Below are 19,266 nucleotides of genomic sequence, written 5' to 3'. Positions count from 1 at the left end.
GGACTCGCTCTCGTTCAGGGTGCGGGGGATGGTGTCGAGGCCGTCGCCGACGCGGCGGCGATCGCCTCGCGCTGCAGCCGCGTCGTGTGGGCGGGTTCGAGCTCGCGCGCCTCGCGGGCGGCGAGCACGAGCTCGGCGAGCTCGCGCACCGCGCCATGGCCGCCGTGCCGCTGCAGTACGTGCCGCGCGCGCCGGAGCGCCTCGGGCGCGGCATCCGGAACCGCCACCGGCCACCCCACGAGGTCGAGTGCGGGGATGTCGCCCCGGTCGTTGCCGAGGTATGCGATGCGATCGAGGCGGATGCCGCGGGCGGCCGCCCACTCGCGCACCGCGCGGCCCTTGTCGGCGACCCCCTGCACGCAGTCCACGCCGAGCTTCTCGGCCCGGCGGCTCACGACGGGGTTCGCCTCGGCGGAGAGGATGAGGACGGGGACCCCGGCCGCCCGCAGGCTCGCCACCCCGGCGCCGTCGGCACGCGAGACGCGCACCGATTCGCGCCCGAGTTCGTCGAGGCCGGCGGTGTCGTCGGTGTGCACGCCGTCGAAGTCGGTCACGACCGCGTCGACGTCGATGAACGGATGACGGGGGTCGGCCGGCCACGCGGCGTCACGCGTTCCGCGTCCGGCCGTCGCGCGCGCGGCCTGCGCCGCGGCGAGGGCGCCGGCCAGACGCCGGTCGATGCGCGGTGCGAGCGTCCGCGCCCGCGCGAGGTCGGCCGACTCGTCGATCTCGACCGCGAGGTCGGGGTGCACCGGCTGGATTCCGATGCGTCCGAAGAACCGGTGTCGCGCGGTGAGGAACCCGTCGGTGCGGAACGCGTAGAAAGCCCCCGTCTCGAGGTACTCCGGGTCGCGATCCTGCCGCCGCGGCCGGCGGCTCGGGTCGTGGTTCACGCCGACCGCGCTGCGGCCGTCCGCATCGTCGGCGCGCTCGCGCCACAGGAAGACGTGCGTCGGCGTGGCCGCGAACACGACGTCGCGTTCGCCCCGCTCGACGCGTTCCACGGCCGCGTCGAGGTCGGTCGGGTCGATGAAGGGCGACGTCGCCTGGATGAACACGGTGACGTGCGCCACCGTCGACGGCCGCGTCGCGAGGCCCAGCTCCTCCAGCGCGTGCAGGACCGCCGCCTCGCTCGACGCCGTCGCCCCCGCGAGGTCCGCCGGCCGTGCGACCACCTCGGCGCCCGCGGCGCGCGCGACCTCCGCGATCTCGTCGTCATCGGTCGTGACGACGACGCCCGCGATCCGCCGTGCGGCGAGCGCCGCGTGCACGGCCCGGGCGATGAGGGGCACCCCGCCCACACGTGCGACGTTCTTCCCGGGCAGGCCCTGCGACCCGCCGCGTGCCGGGATGATCGCGACCGCGGTCGCCGTCGCGCCGCCCGCCGGAGCTCCCTCGCCGCTCGCGGCGGCACCGCTCAGGACGGCGCCGGCGCGGTCCCCCGACGCGCCGACGCCCTCCTGAGCGTGCCCGATCGCACTCGCGCCGGCTGCGGTCGCCTCGGGGAGGTCGGTGCTCATGCCGCGAAGCTATGCGCGCCGTTCGTCCGGCCGGTGCACGCGGGGTGAACGGGCGGCGTCGTCCAGGCAGCGAGCGGATGCCGCGACCGGGCCCGTCCGCCCGATCATCGGTTGGCCGGAAGAATTGTTCCGAAGCGATGCTCATCGACCGTTCACTCGGGTTCTGGACACAGCTTCCGGAAGAAAACTGCCGATTCAGATGTCGGACACGCTACGATGGCGGCAACATCCGTCGATTCGGAAGAATCCTGCCGGAACCGGAGGTCGCCCGCATGGACATCCCCGCCGAGATCGGCCGCGCCATCCGCTCGGCTCGTCGCGCCCACGGACTCACCCAGGAGCAGCTCGCGGAGCTCGCGCACACGACCGAGCGGACCGTGCGCGCCATCGAGCAGGGCACCGGCGCGAGCAGCCTCGACACCGTGGTGGCGGTGGCGGCCGCGGTGGGCGTCACGATCGGCGTCGTGCGGTGACGGCCGAGCTGGAAGCGCTCCGGCACGTCCGGTCGGCCGACGTCTGGAAGGCGGGCCGGCTCGCCGCGCGCCTGACCCGCACCGCCGAGGGCGGGACCGAGTTCGACTACCTCGACGAGTACGTGCAGCGCGTCGACGCCGAGCCGGTGGCGTTCACGCTGCCCCTCGGCAGCGCGCCGGTGCGCACGGCGAGCGGCGCGCTCCCGCCGTTCTTCGCCGGCCTCCTGCCCGAGGGGCATCGCCTCTCGGTGCTGCGGCGGGCCGCGAAGACGAGCCCCGACGACGAGCTCACGCTCCTGCTCGCCGTCGGCGAGGACGCCCCCGGCGACGTGCAGGTGGTCCCCGAGGGGGACGCCCCCGCCGACCCGAAGCCCGTGATCGGCGCCGACGCCCCCGACCGGCTCGACTTCGAGTCGCTCGTCGACGAGCTCGACCGGCACGCCATCCCTGGCGTGCAGCGGAAGGCGAGCGCGTCGATGATCAGCACGCCGCTCGCGACCCGCTCGGGCCGCTACATCCTGAAGCTCAGCCCGGCCGAGTACCCGCACCTCGTCGAGAACGAGGCCGCCCACCTCGCCGGCGCCCGCGCCCTGAAGGTGCCGGTCTCGCGCGGCGCGATCGTGCGCGACCGCGACGGCACCCCCGGGCTGCTCGTCGAGCGCTTCGACCGCGTCGCACGCGATGACGGAGGCTGGCGCCGGCTCCCGCTCGAGGACGCCACGCAGGTGCTCGGACTGCCGCCCGCCGCCAAGTACGGGGTGGAGGCCGAACGCGTCGCCACCGCACTGGCGGAGGTGTGCACGGCGCCGGCCGTCGCCATCCGGAACCTGTACCTGCAGTTCCTCTTCGCCTGGCTCACCGGCAACGGCGACCTGCACGGCAAGAACGTCGCCGTGCTGCGAGCGGATGCCGCGGCGCGCGGCTGGGCGATCGCGCCCGTCTACGACATCCCGTGCACGCTGCTCTACGGCGACGACTCGCTCGCCCTGCCCGTCGCGGGCCGAACCCGCAAGCTGCGCCGCCGCCACTGGCGCGGGTTCGCCGACGCCATCGGCCTGCCCGAGCGCGCCGCCGCCTCGGCCGAGCAGGTGGCGCTGCGCGCCGCCGCTCGCGTCGACCTCGCATCGCTGCCGTTCGCGGGGTCGCCGCTCAACCGCGCCGTGCGGGAGCTGAAGCTCCGACGCGACGAGCTTTCGGCGTAGTCGCTGGGGATAACCTCCGCCGCGGACGACGCTCCGTCGCTACGGTGGAGCGCATGCCCGACGCCTCCCCCGCCAGGTCATCGAGACGGATGCCGCGCCCACGCGCCGCGCTCGCCGTGCTGTCGTGCGCACTGCTGCTCGGCACCGCCGCCTGCGCGTCGCCGGAGGGCGACGCGCCCCGCGCCTCCGCGGGCACGCCGAGTGCCGCAGCGGGTGAGAAGCCGATCTTCGCGTCGGACGAGGAGGCGCTCGCGGCGGCGGTGGAGGCGTATGAGGCGTACAGCGAGATGTCGACGCGCATCGCGTCGGAAGGAGGCGCCCGCCCTGAACGCATCGCCGAGGTTGTCGGAGCGGACGCCGCGCCCGAGTTGATTGCAGAGTTCGAGGCGATGTCGGAAGCGAACCTACGTACATCTGGCGTCACCAAGGTTTATGGTGCGCGCCTCATGAAGGCGGATCACTCAGGCTCGGTCGCTCAAGTGTCCGCATACTTCTGCCGTGACGTGTCGAAGGTGCGGATCCTCGACGCGTCGGGAGCAGACGTCACTAAGCCCCGCGAGAGCGACATTACAGCGGTATTGGGCGAGTTCGAATCCGTCGCCGAAGGTTCACCTCAACTCATCCTTAAGCGAGCGCAATCGTGGCAAGACAATTCCTTCTGCAAGTCGCAGTAGCCGTTGGCCTGATGAGTGGCCTGGGCGCCACTGCTGAAGTCGCTGCTACAGCCGGCGATCCAGGAGGATGGTCGGAAATCGGCGCAGCCTTCGGCTCAGGTACGAGCGAAGGTGTGGCAAACGTCATCGTGGATTACGTGCGCCCAGGCACCGACACCAATCCAGCGGACGGCCACGCCCCCGACCCCGGGCAGGTCGCCGACAGCATCGGCACCGCCCCGTCCGCACCTACCCGACCCGCCGCTCCCCCGCGAGACATCTGCAGTCCCGAGAACCCCGCCGACTGCTTCTTCACCGGAGCCGAGCCCACCCCTCCACCCGCGGGCGAGCCACCGGTGACCCTCCGGGACATCGCCACGTTCCATCCGTCGGCGCATGCCCACACCGCCGAGCCGTCCGGGTGGGCGGTCCTCGACCTGCCCGCGAACGCGGTCGCCGAGGCCTCGACCGTCACCCGATCGGGAACGCTGTTCGACCGTCCGGTCGAGGTGCGCTTCCATCCGGTGAGCTTCACCTGGGTGTACTCCGACGGCGGGACCGTGAGCAGCGCCGCTCCGGGCGCGACGTGGGCCGAACTCGGCCAGCGGGAGTTCAGCGAGACGCCCACGAGCCACGTCTACCGCAGCAAGGGCGAGCACACCGCGCGGCTCGACGTGACCTACGTGGCCGAGTACCGCTTCGACGGGTCCTTCTGGCGGTGGATCGACGGGACGCTCCGCATCGAGGGCACCCCGCACCGCGTGCTCGTCGGCGAGTTCGACACCGTGCTCGTGACGGGGCCGTGCACCACGCACCCCGACAGCCCGGGGTGCGGCTAGCCGGCGCTCAGCGGCTGCAGGGTCGCAGCTCCGCCGCCGTGAGGCCGTCGAGCCGCGACAGCGCCAGCACCTCGCTGCGAGCACGACCCGCGCCGTCCTCGTCCCCGAGGCGCGAACTCAGCGACCGCGCAGCGTGATCTCCGCCGCCTTGACCACATTGGCCAGCAGCATGGCGCGCGTCATCGGCCCCACGCCGCCCGGGTTCGGCGACAGGTGGCCGGCGACCGATCCGACCTCGGGGTCGACGTCACCGGTCAGCTTCCCCTTGCCGGTCTCCTCGTCGGCGACACGGGTGATGCCCACGTCGAGCACGGCCGCGCCGGGCTTGATCCAGTCCGGCTTCACCATGTGCGGCACTCCCACCGCGGCGACCACGATGTCGGCGCGACGCACCTCGTCAGCGAGATCGACGGTGCGCGAGTGGGTCAGCGTCACCGTGGCATCGAGCCCCTTGCGGGTGAACAGCAGGCCGAGCGGCCGCCCGACGGTGACGCCGCGCCCGATGACGGCGACGTGCTGCCCACGGATCGGCACCTGGTACCGCTGCAGCATCTCGACGATGCCGGCGGGCGTGCACGGCAGCGGGGAGTGCAGCTCGCCCTCGATGCCGAGCACGAGCCGGCCGAGGTTCGTCGGGTGCAGGCCGTCGGCGTCCTTGTCGGGGTCGATGAGCTCGAGCATCGCGTTCTCGTCATGCCCCGTGGGAAGCGGCAGCTGCATGATGTAGCCCGTCACCTCGCGCGCCGAGTTCAGGTCGCGGATCGCCGCGCGCACGTCGGCGGTGCTCGCCGAACGGGGCAGGTCCACGCGGATCGACTCGATCCCCACTTCGGCGCAGTCCCGGTGCTTGCCCGCCACGTAGGAGCGCGACGCGGGGTCGTCGCCCACGAGCAGCGTGCCCAGGCCGGGGACCACGCCGTGCGCGCGCAACTCGGCGATGCGCGAGGCCAGCTCGGACTTCACCGCGGAGGCCGTGGCGACGCCGTCGAGGGTGATCGCGGTCATGTGGGTACCTCTTCCGAGCTGGTCTGCGAAGGCGAAATGAAGGAGATTCGCGCCGACACGCCGCGGGCCGGATGCCGCGGGGCGGCGTGTCGGCCGCAACTCCTTCGGTGCGACGGATGCCGGGTGGTCCGGGGTCGGCTCGGCGGCATCCGATCCGACCCCGGACCTCCCAGGGCTACTGCTGCAGCCCGGGGTAGAGCGGGAACGCCTCGGTCAGCGTCTCGACGCGCGAACGGAGCGCCGCGACATCCGGGTTCGCCTGAAGCGCCAGCGCGATGATGTCGGCGACCTCGGTGAACTCGGCGTCGCCGAAGCCGCGCGTCGCGAGCGCGGGCGTGCCGATGCGCAGGCCCGAGGTGACCATGGGCGGGCGCGGGTCGAACGGCACCGCATTGCGGTTCACGGTGATGCCCACCTCGTGGAGGCGGTCCTCGGCCTGCTGGCCGTCGAGCTCCGACGTGCGGAGGTCGGCGAGCACGAGGTGCACGTCGGTGCCGCCGGTCAGCACGTCGACACCCGCGGCGCGCGAGTCGTCGGCCGTGAGGCGCGACGCGAGCAGCTTCGCACCCGAGATCGTGCGCGCCTGGCGGTCCTTGAACTCCTCTGACGCCGCGATCTTGAACGCGGTCGCCTTCGCGGCGATCACGTGCATGAGCGGGCCGCCCTGCTGGCCGGGGAACACGTTCGAGTTGAGCTTCTTCGCGAGCTCGGTGTCGCGCGACACGATGAGGCCCGAGCGGGGGCCGCCGATCGTCTTGTGCACGGTGGTCGACACGACGTCGGCGTGCGGAACGGGCGACGGGTGCAGGCCCGCGGCGACGAGCCCCGCGAAGTGGGCCATGTCGACCCAGAGCTTCGCGCCGACCTCGTCGGCGATCTCGCGGAACGCGGCGAAGTCGAGGTGACGCGGGTACGCCGACCATCCGGCGATGATGACCTGCGGCTTCGTCTCCTTGGCCTTGTCGCGCAGCGCGTCCATGTCGACGAGGAACGTCTCGGGGTCGACGCCGTACGACACCGCGTTGTAGAGCTTGCCCGAGAAGTTGAGCTTCATGCCGTGCGTGAGGTGGCCGCCGTGCGCGAGCTCGAGGCCCAGGATGGTGTCGCCGGGCGTCGCGATCGCCGACAGCACGGCGGCGTTGGCGGTCGCGCCCGAGTGGGGCTGCACGTTGGCGTACTCGGCGCCGAAGAGCGACTTCGCACGCTCGATGGCGAGCGACTCCGCGACATCCACGAACTCGCAGCCGCCGTAGTACCGACGGCCCGGGTAGCCCTCGGCGTACTTGTTGGTGAGCACCGAGCCCTGCGACTGCAGGACCGACACCGGCACGAAGTTCTCGCTCGCGATCATCTCGAGCGTCGAGCGCTGGCGGTCGAGCTCCTGCTCGAGCACCTCGGCGATCTCGGGGTCGACCTCGGCGAGCGGCTTGTTGAAGACGGAGTCGGCGCCGGCGGCGGTGCCGGGCGCATCGGTGGTGAGTGATTCGGCCAAGACTGGCTCCTTCGAAGATGACATGCGGACCTGCGGAAATCGCCTCGCGCGCGACTCGCGCCCGGAGGCTTCGCGTACCGGCCCAGGCGTGCGGTCGGTCCGTTGCCAGTCGCTCCCCGATGGTCACCCATCTCAACGCCAGTCGCGACGCTCGCAAGCATACCAACGGATGCCGCGCGCGCACGCCGCGCGTCATCCGCCCGCCGCTCGGCCCGAGGGAAGGATTCCGACCGGAGCGGAGGACCGATTGCGGTGGTGGATCCTCCGCCGCGTGCGAACTCCTCCAGTCTCGCGACGTCCGGCACGACTACGACGACATCATGTTCGGGTGGACCGCCGTCGAGCTCGAGATACGGACCGCGATGGCGCGCGGTGCACACCTCGCGGCCCGACCACGAGGGGAGGAGATCGCATGGTCGGAAGGACGATGGCCGTGATCCCGTCCTCCCCTCCGTGCGATCTCCTCCGGCGGGGCGGCGGGCGATAACGTGAGCGGGTGAGTTCCCCGCACGCGACCGTGATCCACTCCGCCCGCCTGGTCTCCGGGGGCGACGTCGTGCCCGAGGCATGGGTGCGCTTCGAGGGCGACCGGGTCGCGGCGCGCGGCGTCGGCGACGGATGGCGCGACGACCTCCGGGGCGACGGTGCGGTCCGCACCGAGACCACCGTGACGGATGCCGCGGGCCGCTGGCTCGCGCCCGGCTTCATCGACCTGCACTGCCATGGCGGCGGCGGCGCGTCCGCCGACGAGGGCGCGGACGCGCTCGGCGCGATCCTCGCGACGCATCGCGCGCACGGGACGACGCGCACCGTCCTGTCGCTCGTCACGGCCGGCGTCGAGGAGCTCGAGCCGCGCCTCGCGGCGATCGCGCACGCCGCGGCATCCGACCCCCTGCTGCTCGGATCGCACCTCGAGGGGCCGTTCCTCGACCACGAGTTCCGCGGCGCGCACGATCCGGCGCGCCTCCGGCGGGCCGACGCGGCATCCGTCGACCGACTGCTCGACGCCGCCGGCGGCACCCTGCGGCAGATCACCGTCGCGCCCGAGCACGAGGGCGCCGCCGAGGCGACGGCGCGATTCGTCGACGAGGGCGTCGCGGTGGCCGTCGGGCACACCGGCGCCGACTTCGCGACCGCCCTGGCGGCGTTCGAGGCGGGTGCGAGCATCCTCACGCACGCGTTCAACGGCATGCGCGGCATCCACCACCGCGCGCCCGGGCCGGTCGTCGCGGCGATGCGCGCCGACCACGTGACGCTCGAGGTCATCAACGACGGCGTGCACGTGCACCCCGACGTGGTGCGGCTGGCGTTCGCCGGCGCGCCCGGACGCGTCGCGTTGGTCACGGATGCCATGGCGGCGACGGGCTCCGCGGACGGGCGCTACCTGCTGGGATCCCTCGAGGTCGACGTGACGGACGGCATCGCGCGCCTCACGGACGGCGGCGCCATCGCGGGCTCGACGCTGACGCAGGACGCGGCGCTTCGCCGTGCCGTGGTGGACGCCGGCATCCCCCTCGCCGATGCGATCACCGCCCTGACCGAGACCCCGGCGGCCGCGGTCGGCCGCGCCCACGACCTGGGCCGCCTCGAGGTGGGATTCGCGGCCGACGCGGTGCTGCTCGCCGACGACCTCGAGGTCACCGCCGTCTGGGGCGCGGGCGAGCGCCTGACATGACGGGGCCGACCCGGGCACGCCGACCCGGGCACGCCGGCTTCGGGCCGGGGCGGAGGCCTGTTCCCCTTCCGCCTCCGCGTACCCGGCCCGGTGTCGAGCCCGAACCTCATCCCCCCGGTTGCGGGTCGTGCCGACGTGCGGCCCGCCCGAACCCCGGCCGCGAGTTCATCCTGCCGGGGCGAACCCGTGAGCTCGCTGGGAGGGTGCCGTGATCTGGCCGAGTCGCGGGAACCGGGTGTAGGGGACTCCGCTACGAGTGGGTCGCCACGGTGCCCGTCGCGGTCGCCACGGCGGCGCGCACGGCCGAGGCCCGCGTCGACGTCACGACGACGATGACGGCGGCCACGACCAGCATGCCCGCGTACGCGATCGGGACGGCGCCGATGCCGAACGCGCCGAAGAGCACGCCGCCGATCAGTGCGCCGCCGCCGATCCCGACGTTGAACGCCGTGGTGTAGAGCGCGCTCGCGGCGTCCCGCCGCTCTGGCGGCGCGGCCTGGAGGAGCCGCGTCTGCAGCAGCGGCGGCACCGCGCCGAACGCGAAGCCCCACGCGGTGTAGGCGATGATCGCGGGCCAGAGGCCGGGCTCGGCCGCCATGATCACGAGCGCGACGGCGATCGCCGTCATCGCGACCACCAGGGCGCGCACGCTGTTCCGCGCCACGCGGCTGCCGGCGACGATGAGGCCGGCCGCTCCGGCGAGCCCGGACGCGAAGAGCAGCGGCGCGACCGCCTCGGGCGCCGCGCCGACCACGTCGGTGAGGATGGGCGCCACGTACGTCAGCGCCGCGTACTGCCCGATCATGACGACCGCCGTCACGAGGCACACGACGAGCACCGCTCGCATGCCGCCGCCCTCGGCGACGCGGAGGGCGGCGGTGGAGCCGGTCACCGCACGCGGGGCGGCGGGCGCCGCGGCATCCGTCGGCAGCACGGCCCGGACGGCGAGCGCGCCCACGAGCGTCAGGAGGCCGACCAGCGCGAACACCGGCCGCCAGCCGAGGGCCTGACCGAGCGCGGTCGAGATCGGCACGCCCGCGATGAGCGCGATGGTGCCGCCGCCGAGCACGATCGACACGGCACGGCCCAGCCGGCCGTGTGCGACGAGGCGAGCGGGGTAGGCGCCCACGAGCGCCCAGAACACGCCGTGCGCGACGCCGCCGAGCACGCGCACCGCGACGAGCATCCAGTACTCGGGCACGACGGCGCTCGCGAGGCTCGTGAGGGCGAGCACCACGAGCACGGCCGTGAGCAGGGTGCGCCGCGGCACCCGTCGGGTGAGGGCCGTCAGCGGCGCGGAGGTCACGACGACCGCGAACGCGAACACCGAGACGAGCAGGCCCACGAGCGGCTCCCCGACGCCGAGGTCGGCGCTCATCTCGGGGAGCAGGCCCATCGGGATCATCTCGATGGTGATGGACAGGAAGACGGCCGTGGCGAGCGCGATGAGCGGCTTCCACGGCATGGCTGAGGAGGAGGTCGCGACGGCGCGCGACGAGGAGGTGATCGGCATGGACTTCATCCGACGGCGTTCCCCGCTCGCGGCGATGCCTGCGGGCGGGTCGACTACGCGCTCACGTGCGCGCCCGGGGCCGGCGGTGACCGCACGACCGGGAACAGTCTACCGCGCGGCATCCGAGCGTCGCCTGAACGCCCGGAGCGACGCGCGACCGCCGGGTACGCTGTCCGGATGACCACGGATGCCACCGACGCCGCGGATGCCGCCGGCACGCACCTGTACCACTGGGTCGTCACGCTGAGCTGCACCGACGGCCCCGGGATCGTCCATGCCGTGAGCGGCGCCATCGTCGCCGCACGCGGCAACATCACGGAGAGCCAGCAGTTCGCCAGCCACGACACCGGCCGCTTCTTCATGCGCGTGCAGGTCGAGTCGCCCGCCGACCGGGCCGAGTTCGAGGCCGCCCTCGCCCCGGTGCGCGAGCGCTGGCAGATGGAATTGCACCTCGACGAGGTCGGCCGACCGTTGCGCACGCTCGTGCTCGCATCGACGGCGGGCCACTGCGTCAACGACCTGCTGTTCCGGCAGCGCGCGGGGCAGCTGCCCGTCGAGATCCCGCTCGTGCTCTCGAACCACGGCACGCTGCGCGACCTCGTCGACTTCTACGGCGTGCCGTTCGAGTCCGAGGCCGTGGTCTCCCCCGAGACGAAGGCGGCGTTCGAGCGGCGGATCCTCGAGGCCGTCGAGGAGCACGACCTCGAGCTCGTGGTGCTCGCCCGGTACATGCAGATCCTGTCGCCCGAGCTGTGCGACGCCCTGGCCGGGCGCTGCATCAACATCCACCACTCGTTCCTGCCCGGGTTCAAGGGCGCGAACCCGTACCGGCAGGCGCACGCGCGCGGCGTCAAGCTCATCGGGGCGACGGCGCACTTCGTCACGAGCGACCTCGACGAGGGCCCGATCATCGAGCAGAACGTGGTGCGCGTCGAGCACTCGCGCTCGGTCGCCGAGCTCGTCGCGATCGGCCAGGACGAGGAGAGCCGCACGCTCTCGCAGGCGGTCAAGTGGTTCGCCGAGCGGCGCGTGCTGCTCGACGGGCAGCGCACCGTCATCTTCCGCTGAGGCGCGCGTCAGCCGCCGAACTCGCGGCGGCCGTTGATGACGCCGCTGACGGCCGCGACCACGCCGAACACGACCGCGATCACCGGCTGTCCCATGACCCACCAGGCGATCGCGGCACTCGAGAACACGGCGATCTCGACGAGCGCCTTCACGAACGGGTCGACGTGGAACACGGCCTTCGGCGAGCGGAACAGCGCCCAGAGCAGGGCCGCGACGACCGGCAGGCCGAGGCCGAGCAGGACGCCCGGCCACGGCAGCTCGAACGCGACGAACCCGAAGATGCCGAGCGACACGATCGCGAAGATCTCGAGCAGGAGGCGCAGCAGGTCGTTGAACCCCACCTGGGGCGTGTCGGGCGTGGCGTCGTTCACGAGGTTCAAGCCTAACCGCGACGACGGATGATGCGGCATCCGTCGAGTGCGCGACCGGAACGGCGTGGCCGGCATCGCTCGATCGCCGGGTGCCGCCGTGGCGGCTCAGGTGACCGGCGCCGCCTCGCGCCCGGCCGCCGCGGGTTCGGCGGGACCATCCGCCTGCGCCGCCTCGTCGTCGGATCGGGCGCCGCCGGCGGCGCGGACGTGCCCGATCAGCGACAGCAGGATGCCGCCCGCGGCCCACGAGGCGAGCACGAGCCACGGGAACGTGGCATCCGCCGCAGGGAAGTAGGACAGGTCGCGCAGGAGCGTCGCCGCAGCACCGGGCGGGAACCACTGGCCGATCGCGCCCCACGGCTCCGGCAGGAACTCGACGGGCACCGCGGCCGCGGAGATGGGGTTCGCGACCAGCAGGAACGTCACCACGCCGAGGCCGATTCCCGCGCGTCCCATGAGCGCGACGAACCCGGTGATCGGCGCGGCGATCGCGGCGAGGGCGAGCGCGAGTGCGGCGCTGTTCAGCCAGTAGTCCCCCTGCAGTGCGCCGAACCATCCCTGCAGGATGGCCCCGAGCAGCAGGCCGGCCGCGACGGAGTAGACCAGCACCGCGACCACGCGGCGCACCGCGCCGATCACGCCGAGCGAGATGGCGATGCCGCCGAGCATGCCGCCGATCACGATCGGGAACATGGCCGCCGTGAGTCCGGAGCCGCGCGGGTCGGTGTCGGCGAGCGGGACCACGTCGGTGACGGCGACCGTCACGGTCGGGAGTTCGGGGACGCTGGGTGCGGCGGGCGGCGACGACGGCGCCTGGCCGGACGCCTGGGCCAGCGCGGCCTGCACCGCCGAGCCGATCGCCTCCTGGAGGACCGCCTGCAGCTGCGAGGGCAGCTCGTCGCGCAGCCGCGCGTCGATGCCCTGCTGCAGTTCCGCCGCCGTCGCGCGCAGCGTCTGCGCGACGACGGGGCTCGCGGCGGAGGCCACGAGGACCTCGGGGGCGTCGGTCGGCGCGTCGCCGAGGACGATGGCGCCGTAGGCCTCGCGTCGCTCGATCGCCGCCACCGCCGCGTCGCGGTCGTCGACGCGGTCGAGCTCGACGGCGCCGCCGGCCTGTTCGCCGACGCGCTCCTCGATCTGCTCGACGCCGGCCTCGGGACCGGCGACGGCGACCCGGACCCCCTTCGGCTCGGCCGTGACGGAGGGCCAGGCGAACGCGAGGACGATGAGGCCGACGAGGACGGACAGCGCCGCACCGATGCCGGCGGCGCGGCCGAACGACGTGAGGGCGGGCCGGCGACGGGTGTCGGTCTCCATGACGACTCCTATCAAAAACGAATGTTCGTTCTTTATGATGGACCCGCAGCCTAGGATCGTCAAGAGCCGGGAGGAGGCGAGCGATGCCGAAGGTGACCGAGGCCTATCGCGAGGCGAGGCGTTCGGAGATCGCGCAGGCCGCGCTCCGGTGCTTCGCCGCGAAGGGCTTCCGCGGCACGTCGATGAGCGACATCATCGCGGCGTCCGGCCTGTCGGCGGGGGCGATCTACGGGCACTTCGCGAGCAAGGAGGAGCTCTTCCTCGCCGCCGCGCAGCACGTGCTGTCGGCACGGTCGCTCGAGCTCGAGGAGGTTCGCGCCGACCACGGCCCGCTGCCGCCGGGCGAGGTCGTCGCGACGCTCATCGACGGCATGCGACACGAGGACATCACGCCGAACCTGTTCCTCCAGGTCTGGGCGGAGGCGGCGATCGACCCCTCGGTGCGCGAGATGGTGTCACGGTTCCTCGTGCCCGTCCGCCGGATGCTGGTCACCCTGGTGGCCGAGTGGGCGGCATCGCATCCCGAGCACGCGGGCGACGATCCCGAGGCGTACGCGCGTCGTGTCGTGCCGGTCCTCATGGGGCTCGCGCCCGGCTTCATGGTGCAGCGCGCGATCCTCCCCGACTTCGACGAGGACGCCTACCTCGAGACGGTGCGTGCGCTCATCCCCCGCTGACGTCACGCCCGAACGTGTCGCATGGGCGAACCCGGCCGACCGCGTGCACGGCGGTCCCGGGAACGTCCGGTCGCGTCGAGCGTCAGATGCCCTGCCAGTCGGGCTTGTTCGCCCACGCGTGCCGGTAGTACTCGGCGTGCTCGAGTGCGGCGGCCGCCGCCTCGTCGACGATCACGGTCGCGTGCGGATGGAGCTGGATCGCCGAACCGGGGCGGCTCGCCGTCACGGGACCCTCGACCGCGTCGGCGACCGCGCGAGCCTTCGCCGCCCCGAACGCGAGCAGCACGAGGTGCCGTGCGCGCAGGATCGTGCCGATCCCCTGCGTGATGCAGTGCACCGGCACGTCGTCGGGCGCGTCGAAGAAGCGCGCGTTGTCGGCGCGCGTCTGCTCGGTCAGGGTCTTCACCCGGGTCGGCGACGCGAGCGAGGACCCCGGCTCGTTGAAGCCGATGTGCCCCGTACGGCCGATGCCGAGGATCTGCAGGTCGACGCCCCCGGCCGCCTCGATCGCCCGCTCGTAGTCGTCGGCGGCGGTGCGGATGGTGGCGGGGTCGCCGTTCGGCACGTGCACGAGCGACGGCGTGAGCCCGAGCGGCTCGACCACCTCCCGGGCGATCACCGCGCGATACGACTCGGGGTGGCCCGCGGGCAGCCCGACGTACTCGTCGAGCGCGAAGCCGCGGAGGCGCGAGACGTCGAGCGCCTCGTCGCCGAGCCGCCGGGCGAGGGCCCGGTAGGTCGACAGGGGCGTCGAGCCGGTCGCGAGCCCCAGCACGGCGTCGGGCCGCGCGCGAACGAGGTCGACGAGAGCGGATGCCGCGAGCTCGCCGGCCTCCTCCTCGGATCCGACGATCACGACCTCGGCCATGCGGGCACCTCCTCTGCGTCGGCGAGCCGTCCGGCGCGCGTCCCCGCGACGGACTCCTCGGCCGCCCGGGGGGCGGGTCGCCCCGGCTCGTCGCCGACGAGCGCCGCGCCGACGGCCGCGGCCGGGAACCCCCGCGGGATGACCTGCACGCGTGGGGCGAGGTCGAGCGAGGCGAGGAACGCGGAGTCGGCGGCCCAGCCGGACAGCACGCGCCGCGTTCCGGCGAGGAGCCGCTCGCCGAGGGCGGCGAGCCCGCCGCCGATGACGATGTCGTCGACGTCGGTCGTGAGGGCGAGCAGCCGCACCGCGGAGGCGACCCCCGTGAGGAACCGCTCGCGGACGGCGAGGGCGGCCGGATCGCCGGCGTCGGCGCGGTCGAAGAGCTCGAGGCTCGGGTGCCGGTCCGTGCCGGGCCACAGCGCGGCGAGCGCCGACCCCGAGGCGACGGTCTCGAGGCAGCCGCGCTGTCCGCACGGGCAGGCCGCGCCGGCCGGGTCGACCGGGATGTGCCCGATCTCGCCCGCGACGCCCCGGCGCCCCCTGAGCAGGTGCCCGTCGAGCACGATGCCCGCCGCGAGCCCGGTGCCGAGGTTGAGGTAGGCCATCGAGTGGGCGCGGGTGCCGTCGGCGAGGCCGAGCAGGTGGTGGGCGCCGAGCGCAGCGGCGTTCACGTCGTTCTCGATGCGCACGTCGACCCCGAGCCGATCGGCGAGCTGCGGCCCGAGGTCGAGTCCCTCGAGGCCGAGGTTGACGGCGTGCGCGACGCGTCCGGTGGCGGAGTCCACCGAGCCGGGGATGCCGATGCCGATGGAGCGGAACGCGCGCGCGTCGACGCCGGCGAGCTGCGACATCCGCTCGACCGTGCGGAGCGCCGTGTCGACGACCGCATCGGCGCCGAAGCCCGTGGGCATGCGCACCTGGTCGCTGAGGGCGCCGTCGTCGCCGATCGCGACGGCCGCGGTCTTGGTGCCGCCGATGTCGATGCCGAGCCTCACGACACCCCCGCGGGGGCGGCGCGCAGCGCGCTGTCGACCAGTCCGGCGAACGCCTCGGCCACGGCACGCGACGCACCGAAGGTCGCGATGTCGGCGAACGCTCGATCGTCGCCGGGCCAGCCGAGGTCCGCGGTGACCACGTCCCGGCGCACGGCGCGGAGCCGTTCGATCGCCGCGACGGCGAAGGGGTGCCGGTGCAGGTCCTTGCCGACGACGAGCACGGGCCCGGCGAGCCCGGCCGGGTCGTCGACCGGGCTCGCCGCGTCGAGCGCGACGATCGCGGCATCCGAGAGCCAGCCCGGTGCCGGACGCGCCGGATCAGGGGCGGCGAGGAGCGCGAACGGCCCCCACGGGACGCCGCCCACGGCGATGTTCGCCGCGGTGTCGACGCGCACGACCGTGCCGATGCGGCCCGTGCCGGCGAGGCGCTCGAGCGCGCCGGGGGCGACGTGGAACGACGCGGCGATCCGTTCGCGCAGGTCGGAGGGGAGCGCCCCGCGGGCCGCGGGCATCGCGGGGGCCGGAATCGCCAGCGCGCGCACGCGCCCGGCAGCCTCCGCGACCCGGTCCGCCGGGAGTCGACCGGAGTCGATCGCGTCCTCGATCGCCGCGACGATGTCGTCGAGCTGGGCCGCCGTGTTGTCCGTGCCGATGCACAGCAGGTCGCAGCCGGCGATGAGCGCGCGAACCGCCGCCTCGGGGATGCCGAGCTCGCCGCTCGCCCCCGCCATGTCGAGCGCATCGGAGACGACGGCGCCCTCGAAGCCGAGCTCCTCGCGGAGCAGTCCCTGCAGGATGCGGGGCGACAGCGTGGCCGGGCGGTCGGCGTCGAGCCGCGGCAGCAGGATGTGCGAGGTCATGATCGTGCGCGTCCCGGCGGCGATCGCGGCACGGAACGGCGCGAGCTCGCGCTCGCGGAGCCGTTCGACGGGCAGGTCGACCACGGGCAGCGCGAGGTGCGAGTCGGTCTCCGTGTCTCCGTGACCGGGGAAGTGCTTCGCGCTCGCGGCGATGCCCGTGGACTGGACGCCGCGGATCCACGCGGCCGTGTGTCGCGAGACGAGATCGGGTGCCGCGCCGAAGCTCCGCACGCCGATCACCGGGTTGAGCGGGTTCGAGTTGATGTCGGCGTCGGGCGCGAAGGTCAACGTGCAGCCCACCTCGGCGAGCGCCTCGCCGACGGCGCGGGCGACGGCGTTCGTCAGCGACTCGTCGTCGATCCGGCCGAGCACGGCGTTGCCGGGGTAGGGCGCGCCCCGGTCGGCGAACAGGCGCGTGACGTCGCCGCCCTCCTCGTCGATCGCGACGACCGCGAGGGGATTCGCGCCGCGAAGCGTCGCGGTGAGCTCGGCGAGCTGGACCGTCGTGTGCACGTTCGTGCCGAACAGGCACACGCCGCCGAGCCCCTCGCGCAGCAGTCCGAGCAGCCACTCGGGCGCGGCGGGCCCGGTGAAGCCCGGAAGCAGGGTGGTCAGGATGTTCCGACGCAGGCCCTCGGCCGCGCCGTCGGCGTTCGCTGCGCTCATCCCTTGACCGCCCCGCTGACCAGGCCGCTGGTCATGCGCCCCTGGACGAAGAGGAAGAACACGATCACCGGGATCGCCATGAGCGTCGACCCGGCCATGATCGCGGCCCAGTTCGTGGTGCCGTTCGCGACGAGGAACGTGCGCAGCCACACCGGGAGGGTCATCATCTCGGGACGCGCGTTGAGCACGAGCGCGATCACGAACTCGTTCCAGGCCTGGATGAAGCCGAACACGCCGGTCGCGACGAGACCCGGCGCGAGCAGCGGGAACGTGACCCGCCAGAACGCCCCGGAGCGCGAGCACCCGTCGATCATCGCCGCCTCCTCGAGTTCGGCCGGCACTCCGTTCACGAACCCGCGCAGGGTCCAGATCGTGAACGGCAGCACGGTCGCGACGTACACGATCGTGAGGCCGATGAGGGTGTTGAGCAGCTGCCAGCCGTCGATGACGCGGAAGATCGACACGATCATGGCCTCGCCCGGGATCATCTGGACGACCAGGATCACGATGATGAAGGTGCGGCGGGACGCGAAGCGGAATCGGGTGACGGCGAGCGCCGCGAGGAAGGCGAAGACGAGCGCGACCGCGACCGTCGTGAGCGTCACCACGAGCGAGTTGACCGCGGCCGGGCCGAACGGCGTGCGACCCGGGTCGAAGAGCACGGTGGCGTAGTTGCGCAGCGTGAAGTTGTCGGGCCAGAAGTGCAGCTCGGATCCGCGGATCTCGTTGTTCGGCTGGAACGACGTGTTCACCATCCAGTAGACCGGGAAGGCGAACAGGGCGAAGAGCACGACCGACAACGCGCTCCAGCCCACGGTGGCGGGGCGGACGCGGTGGCGGCGGGGCGCGGCGGAGGCGCGGACGGCGGGTCGGCCGGATGCGCCGGGCTGCGTGCCGGGCGCGATGAGGGCGCTCACAGCTCCTCCTCCTTGACGGTCTGGCGCACGTAGTAGAGCGAGATGGACATGAGGATGATCGCGGTGATGACGGCGATCGCGCCGCCCGTGCCGAAGTCGCCGCCGGCGATCGACACCTGGTAGATGTACACGCCGAGCGTGTTGGTCTGCTCCCGGATGCCGCCGATGTCCTGCAGCGCGAAGATCTGGGTGAACACCTTCAGGTCCCAGATGATCTGGAGGATCGTCGTGATCAGGAAGATCGGCTTGAGGTACGGGAAGACGATGAGCCGGAACCGGCTGAAGCCGCCCGCGCCGTCGAGCTGCGCGGCCTCGAGCACCTCGTCGGGAACTTGGGTCAGGCCCGCGTAGAGCGCGAAGGCGACGAACGGCACCGCGCCCCAGACGATGATCACGCCCGCGACGAGGAAGAAGCTCAGCGGCTCGATCAGCCACGAGTGCTGGGTGTACTGCTCGAGCCCGAACGTGTTGACGAGCACCGAGTTGACGACCCCGTAGTCGGTGTCGAACATCCAGCCCCACACGATGGTCGCCGACAGCGGCGGCATCGCCCAGGCGAGGAGCAGTCCGAGCGAGAGCAGCAGGCGGAACGCCTTCGGAAGCCGCTGCAGGAGCAGTGCCACGAGGGTCCCGAGCGCCATGGTGATGACGACGCACGCGGCGGCGAAGACCAGGCTGCGGCCGAGGACCGCGTAGAAGGTCGGATCGGTGAGCACGGAGACGTAGTTGTCGAACCACACCCACTCGGGCGGGGCGCCGAACACCTGGGCCCGGCCGAACTCCTGCATCGACATGACGAGCAGCTGGACGAGCGGCCAGCCCACGATCGCGGCGAGCACGATCGACGCCGGGACGAGTAAGGCGTACGGGGTGAGTCCTCCGGCGCGCCGACGACGTCGGGCGGACCGGGAGGGCTCCGGCTGGGGCGCGACGAGGCGCTCGCCGTCGACCGAGCTCACGGCCGGGGCGGGGCCGCTGTCGGTGGTGGTCATGGTCTCTCCTGCGTTCGACGGATGCCGCGGGACGATGCCCGCTCATGGTTCCGGGGGGGGGGGGGGGGGGGGGGGGGGGGGGGAGAGGGGGGGGAGGGGGGGGGGGGGGGGGGGGGGGGGGGGGGGGGGGGGGGGGGGGGGGGGGGGGGGGGGGGGGGGGGGG

General features: G+C 73.3%; 18 protein-coding genes and 1 riboswitch. Of the genes, 7 read left to right on the top strand and 11 right to left on the bottom strand.

All coding sequences use genetic code 11. The annotated features are described in order from the left end of the window. Positions 1-14: 14 nt before the first annotated feature. Complete coding sequence (locus WBQ80_RS15475) at positions 15-1,520, bottom strand: acylneuraminate cytidylyltransferase (RefSeq protein ID WP_336572525.1); 1,506 nt, start codon at positions 1,518-1,520, stop codon at positions 15-17. Between the two features lie 272 nt (positions 1,521-1,792). On the opposite strand from WBQ80_RS15475, the gene WBQ80_RS15470 reads away from it, so the two are divergent. The 4 genes from WBQ80_RS15470 (at position 1,793) to WBQ80_RS15455 (ending at position 4,687) form a co-directional block, all read left to right on the top strand. Further along, positions 1,793-1,993, top strand: a complete 201-nt coding sequence (locus WBQ80_RS15470; protein WP_336572526.1) for a helix-turn-helix transcriptional regulator — start codon at positions 1,793-1,795, stop codon at positions 1,991-1,993. Beyond that, positions 1,990-3,195 (top strand): type II toxin-antitoxin system HipA family toxin, encoded by a 1,206-nt coding sequence (locus WBQ80_RS15465; protein ID WP_337282602.1) that lies wholly within the window; start codon positions 1,990-1,992, stop codon positions 3,193-3,195. Before WBQ80_RS15470 ends, WBQ80_RS15465 begins: the two co-directional genes overlap by 4 nt. 53 nt (positions 3,196-3,248) lie before the next feature. Next, positions 3,249-3,869, top strand: coding sequence for a hypothetical protein (locus WBQ80_RS15460; protein ID WP_337282601.1), 621 nt, complete (start codon positions 3,249-3,251; stop codon positions 3,867-3,869). Between the two features lie 113 nt (positions 3,870-3,982). Further along, positions 3,983-4,687: a hypothetical protein gene (locus tag WBQ80_RS15455; protein ID WP_336572206.1), complete on the top strand. Its 705-nt coding sequence runs from the start codon at positions 3,983-3,985 to the stop codon at positions 4,685-4,687. 117 nt (positions 4,688-4,804) lie between these two features. Here the strand turns inward: WBQ80_RS15455 and WBQ80_RS15450 are convergent, their stop codons facing one another. Together WBQ80_RS15450 and glyA are read right to left on the bottom strand one after the other, a co-directional pair. Further along, positions 4,805-5,692, bottom strand: a complete 888-nt coding sequence (locus WBQ80_RS15450; RefSeq protein WP_336572207.1) for a bifunctional methylenetetrahydrofolate dehydrogenase/methenyltetrahydrofolate cyclohydrolase — start codon at positions 5,690-5,692, stop codon at positions 4,805-4,807. A 175-nt stretch (positions 5,693-5,867) separates the two neighbouring features. After that, positions 5,868-7,184: a serine hydroxymethyltransferase gene (glyA, locus tag WBQ80_RS15445; protein WP_336572208.1), complete on the bottom strand. Its 1,317-nt coding sequence runs from the start codon at positions 7,182-7,184 to the stop codon at positions 5,868-5,870. Between the two features lie 73 nt (positions 7,185-7,257). Continuing rightward, a riboswitch (ZMP/ZTP riboswitch) is annotated at positions 7,258-7,340 on the bottom strand. A 340-nt stretch (positions 7,341-7,680) separates the two neighbouring features. Between glyA and nagA the strand changes: the two genes are divergently transcribed. After that, complete coding sequence (gene nagA / locus WBQ80_RS15440) at positions 7,681-8,859, top strand: N-acetylglucosamine-6-phosphate deacetylase (RefSeq protein WP_336572209.1); 1,179 nt, start codon at positions 7,681-7,683, stop codon at positions 8,857-8,859. 250 nt (positions 8,860-9,109) lie between these two features. Here the strand turns inward: nagA and WBQ80_RS15435 are convergent, their stop codons facing one another. After that, the gene (locus WBQ80_RS15435) at positions 9,110-10,372 is read right to left on the bottom strand and encodes an MFS transporter (RefSeq protein ID WP_336572210.1); all 1,263 of its coding nucleotides are present in this window, start codon (positions 10,370-10,372) and stop codon (positions 9,110-9,112) included. A 177-nt stretch (positions 10,373-10,549) separates the two neighbouring features. Between WBQ80_RS15435 and purU the strand changes: the two genes are divergently transcribed. Further along, positions 10,550-11,440 carry a formyltetrahydrofolate deformylase gene (gene purU / locus WBQ80_RS15430; protein ID WP_336572211.1) on the top strand — a complete coding sequence of 297 codons (891 nt, stop codon included), beginning with the start codon at positions 10,550-10,552 and terminating at the stop codon, positions 11,438-11,440. A gap of 8 nt (positions 11,441-11,448) precedes the next feature. Here the strand turns inward: purU and WBQ80_RS15425 are convergent, their stop codons facing one another. Both WBQ80_RS15425 and WBQ80_RS15420 read right to left on the bottom strand, forming a co-directional pair. After that, complete coding sequence (locus tag WBQ80_RS15425) at positions 11,449-11,811, bottom strand: YrdB family protein (protein WP_336572212.1); 363 nt, start codon at positions 11,809-11,811, stop codon at positions 11,449-11,451. A gap of 105 nt (positions 11,812-11,916) precedes the next feature. Beyond that, positions 11,917-13,128 carry a hypothetical protein gene (locus WBQ80_RS15420; RefSeq protein WP_336572213.1) on the bottom strand — a complete coding sequence of 404 codons (1,212 nt, stop codon included), beginning with the start codon at positions 13,126-13,128 and terminating at the stop codon, positions 11,917-11,919. Positions 13,129-13,211: 83 nt separating this feature from the next. On the opposite strand from WBQ80_RS15420, the gene WBQ80_RS15415 reads away from it, so the two are divergent. Beyond that, complete coding sequence (locus WBQ80_RS15415) at positions 13,212-13,805, top strand: TetR/AcrR family transcriptional regulator (protein WP_336572214.1); 594 nt, start codon at positions 13,212-13,214, stop codon at positions 13,803-13,805. A gap of 82 nt (positions 13,806-13,887) precedes the next feature. On the opposite strand, the gene WBQ80_RS15410 is transcribed toward WBQ80_RS15415, so the two are convergent. The 5 genes from WBQ80_RS15410 to WBQ80_RS15390 are packed head-to-tail and all read right to left on the bottom strand — an operon-like array spanning position 13,888 to position 19,103. Further along, the gene (locus WBQ80_RS15410) at positions 13,888-14,673 is read right to left on the bottom strand and encodes a glucosamine-6-phosphate deaminase (protein WP_336572215.1); all 786 of its coding nucleotides are present in this window, start codon (positions 14,671-14,673) and stop codon (positions 13,888-13,890) included. Then, positions 14,658-15,668 (bottom strand): ROK family protein, encoded by a 1,011-nt coding sequence (locus WBQ80_RS15405; protein WP_336572216.1) that lies wholly within the window; start codon positions 15,666-15,668, stop codon positions 14,658-14,660. The genes WBQ80_RS15410 and WBQ80_RS15405 overlap by 16 nt, the downstream gene beginning before the upstream one ends. Continuing rightward, positions 15,665-17,194: a glycoside hydrolase family 3 protein gene (locus WBQ80_RS15400; RefSeq protein ID WP_336572217.1), complete on the bottom strand. Its 1,530-nt coding sequence runs from the start codon at positions 17,192-17,194 to the stop codon at positions 15,665-15,667. Before WBQ80_RS15400 ends, WBQ80_RS15405 begins: the two co-directional genes overlap by 4 nt. Then, a complete protein-coding gene (locus WBQ80_RS15395; RefSeq protein ID WP_442892702.1) occupies positions 17,191-18,111 on the bottom strand; it encodes a carbohydrate ABC transporter permease in 921 nt (306 codons plus the stop codon). The genes WBQ80_RS15400 and WBQ80_RS15395 overlap by 4 nt, the downstream gene beginning before the upstream one ends. After that, entirely contained in the window at positions 18,108-19,103 is a 996-nt protein-coding gene (locus tag WBQ80_RS15390) for a carbohydrate ABC transporter permease (RefSeq protein ID WP_336572218.1), read from the bottom strand. Before WBQ80_RS15390 ends, WBQ80_RS15395 begins: the two co-directional genes overlap by 4 nt. Between the last annotated feature and the right edge of the window lie 163 nt (positions 19,104-19,266).

Source organism: Agromyces sp. CCNWLW213 (assembly GCF_037199545.1).
In the GTDB taxonomy this organism is placed as follows: Bacteria; Actinomycetota; Actinomycetes; order Actinomycetales; family Microbacteriaceae; genus Agromyces.
This window is presented reverse-complemented; position numbering and strand designations above follow the sequence as displayed.

Coding starts and splice junctions, on each gene's coding strand:
- WBQ80_RS15415 (WP_336572214.1), top strand. CDS start 13,212: ATGCCGAAGGTGACCGAGGCCTATCGCGAGGCGAGGCGTTCGGAGATC.
- WBQ80_RS15435 (WP_336572210.1), bottom strand. CDS start 10,372: ATGCCGATCACCTCCTCGTCGCGCGCCGTCGCGACCTCCTCCTCAGCC.
- purU (WP_336572211.1), top strand. CDS start 10,550: ATGACCACGGATGCCACCGACGCCGCGGATGCCGCCGGCACGCACCTG.
- WBQ80_RS15400 (WP_336572217.1), bottom strand. CDS start 17,194: ATGAGCGCAGCGAACGCCGACGGCGCGGCCGAGGGCCTGCGTCGGAAC.
- WBQ80_RS15460 (WP_337282601.1), top strand. CDS start 3,249: ATGCCCGACGCCTCCCCCGCCAGGTCATCGAGACGGATGCCGCGCCCA.
- WBQ80_RS15475 (WP_336572525.1), bottom strand. CDS start 1,520: ATGAGCACCGACCTCCCCGAGGCGACCGCAGCCGGCGCGAGTGCGATC.
- WBQ80_RS15450 (WP_336572207.1), bottom strand. CDS start 5,692: ATGACCGCGATCACCCTCGACGGCGTCGCCACGGCCTCCGCGGTGAAG.
- WBQ80_RS15410 (WP_336572215.1), bottom strand. CDS start 14,673: ATGGCCGAGGTCGTGATCGTCGGATCCGAGGAGGAGGCCGGCGAGCTC.
- WBQ80_RS15390 (WP_336572218.1), bottom strand. CDS start 19,103: ATGACCACCACCGACAGCGGCCCCGCCCCGGCCGTGAGCTCGGTCGAC.
- WBQ80_RS15470 (WP_336572526.1), top strand. CDS start 1,793: ATGGACATCCCCGCCGAGATCGGCCGCGCCATCCGCTCGGCTCGTCGC.
- WBQ80_RS15420 (WP_336572213.1), bottom strand. CDS start 13,128: ATGGAGACCGACACCCGTCGCCGGCCCGCCCTCACGTCGTTCGGCCGC.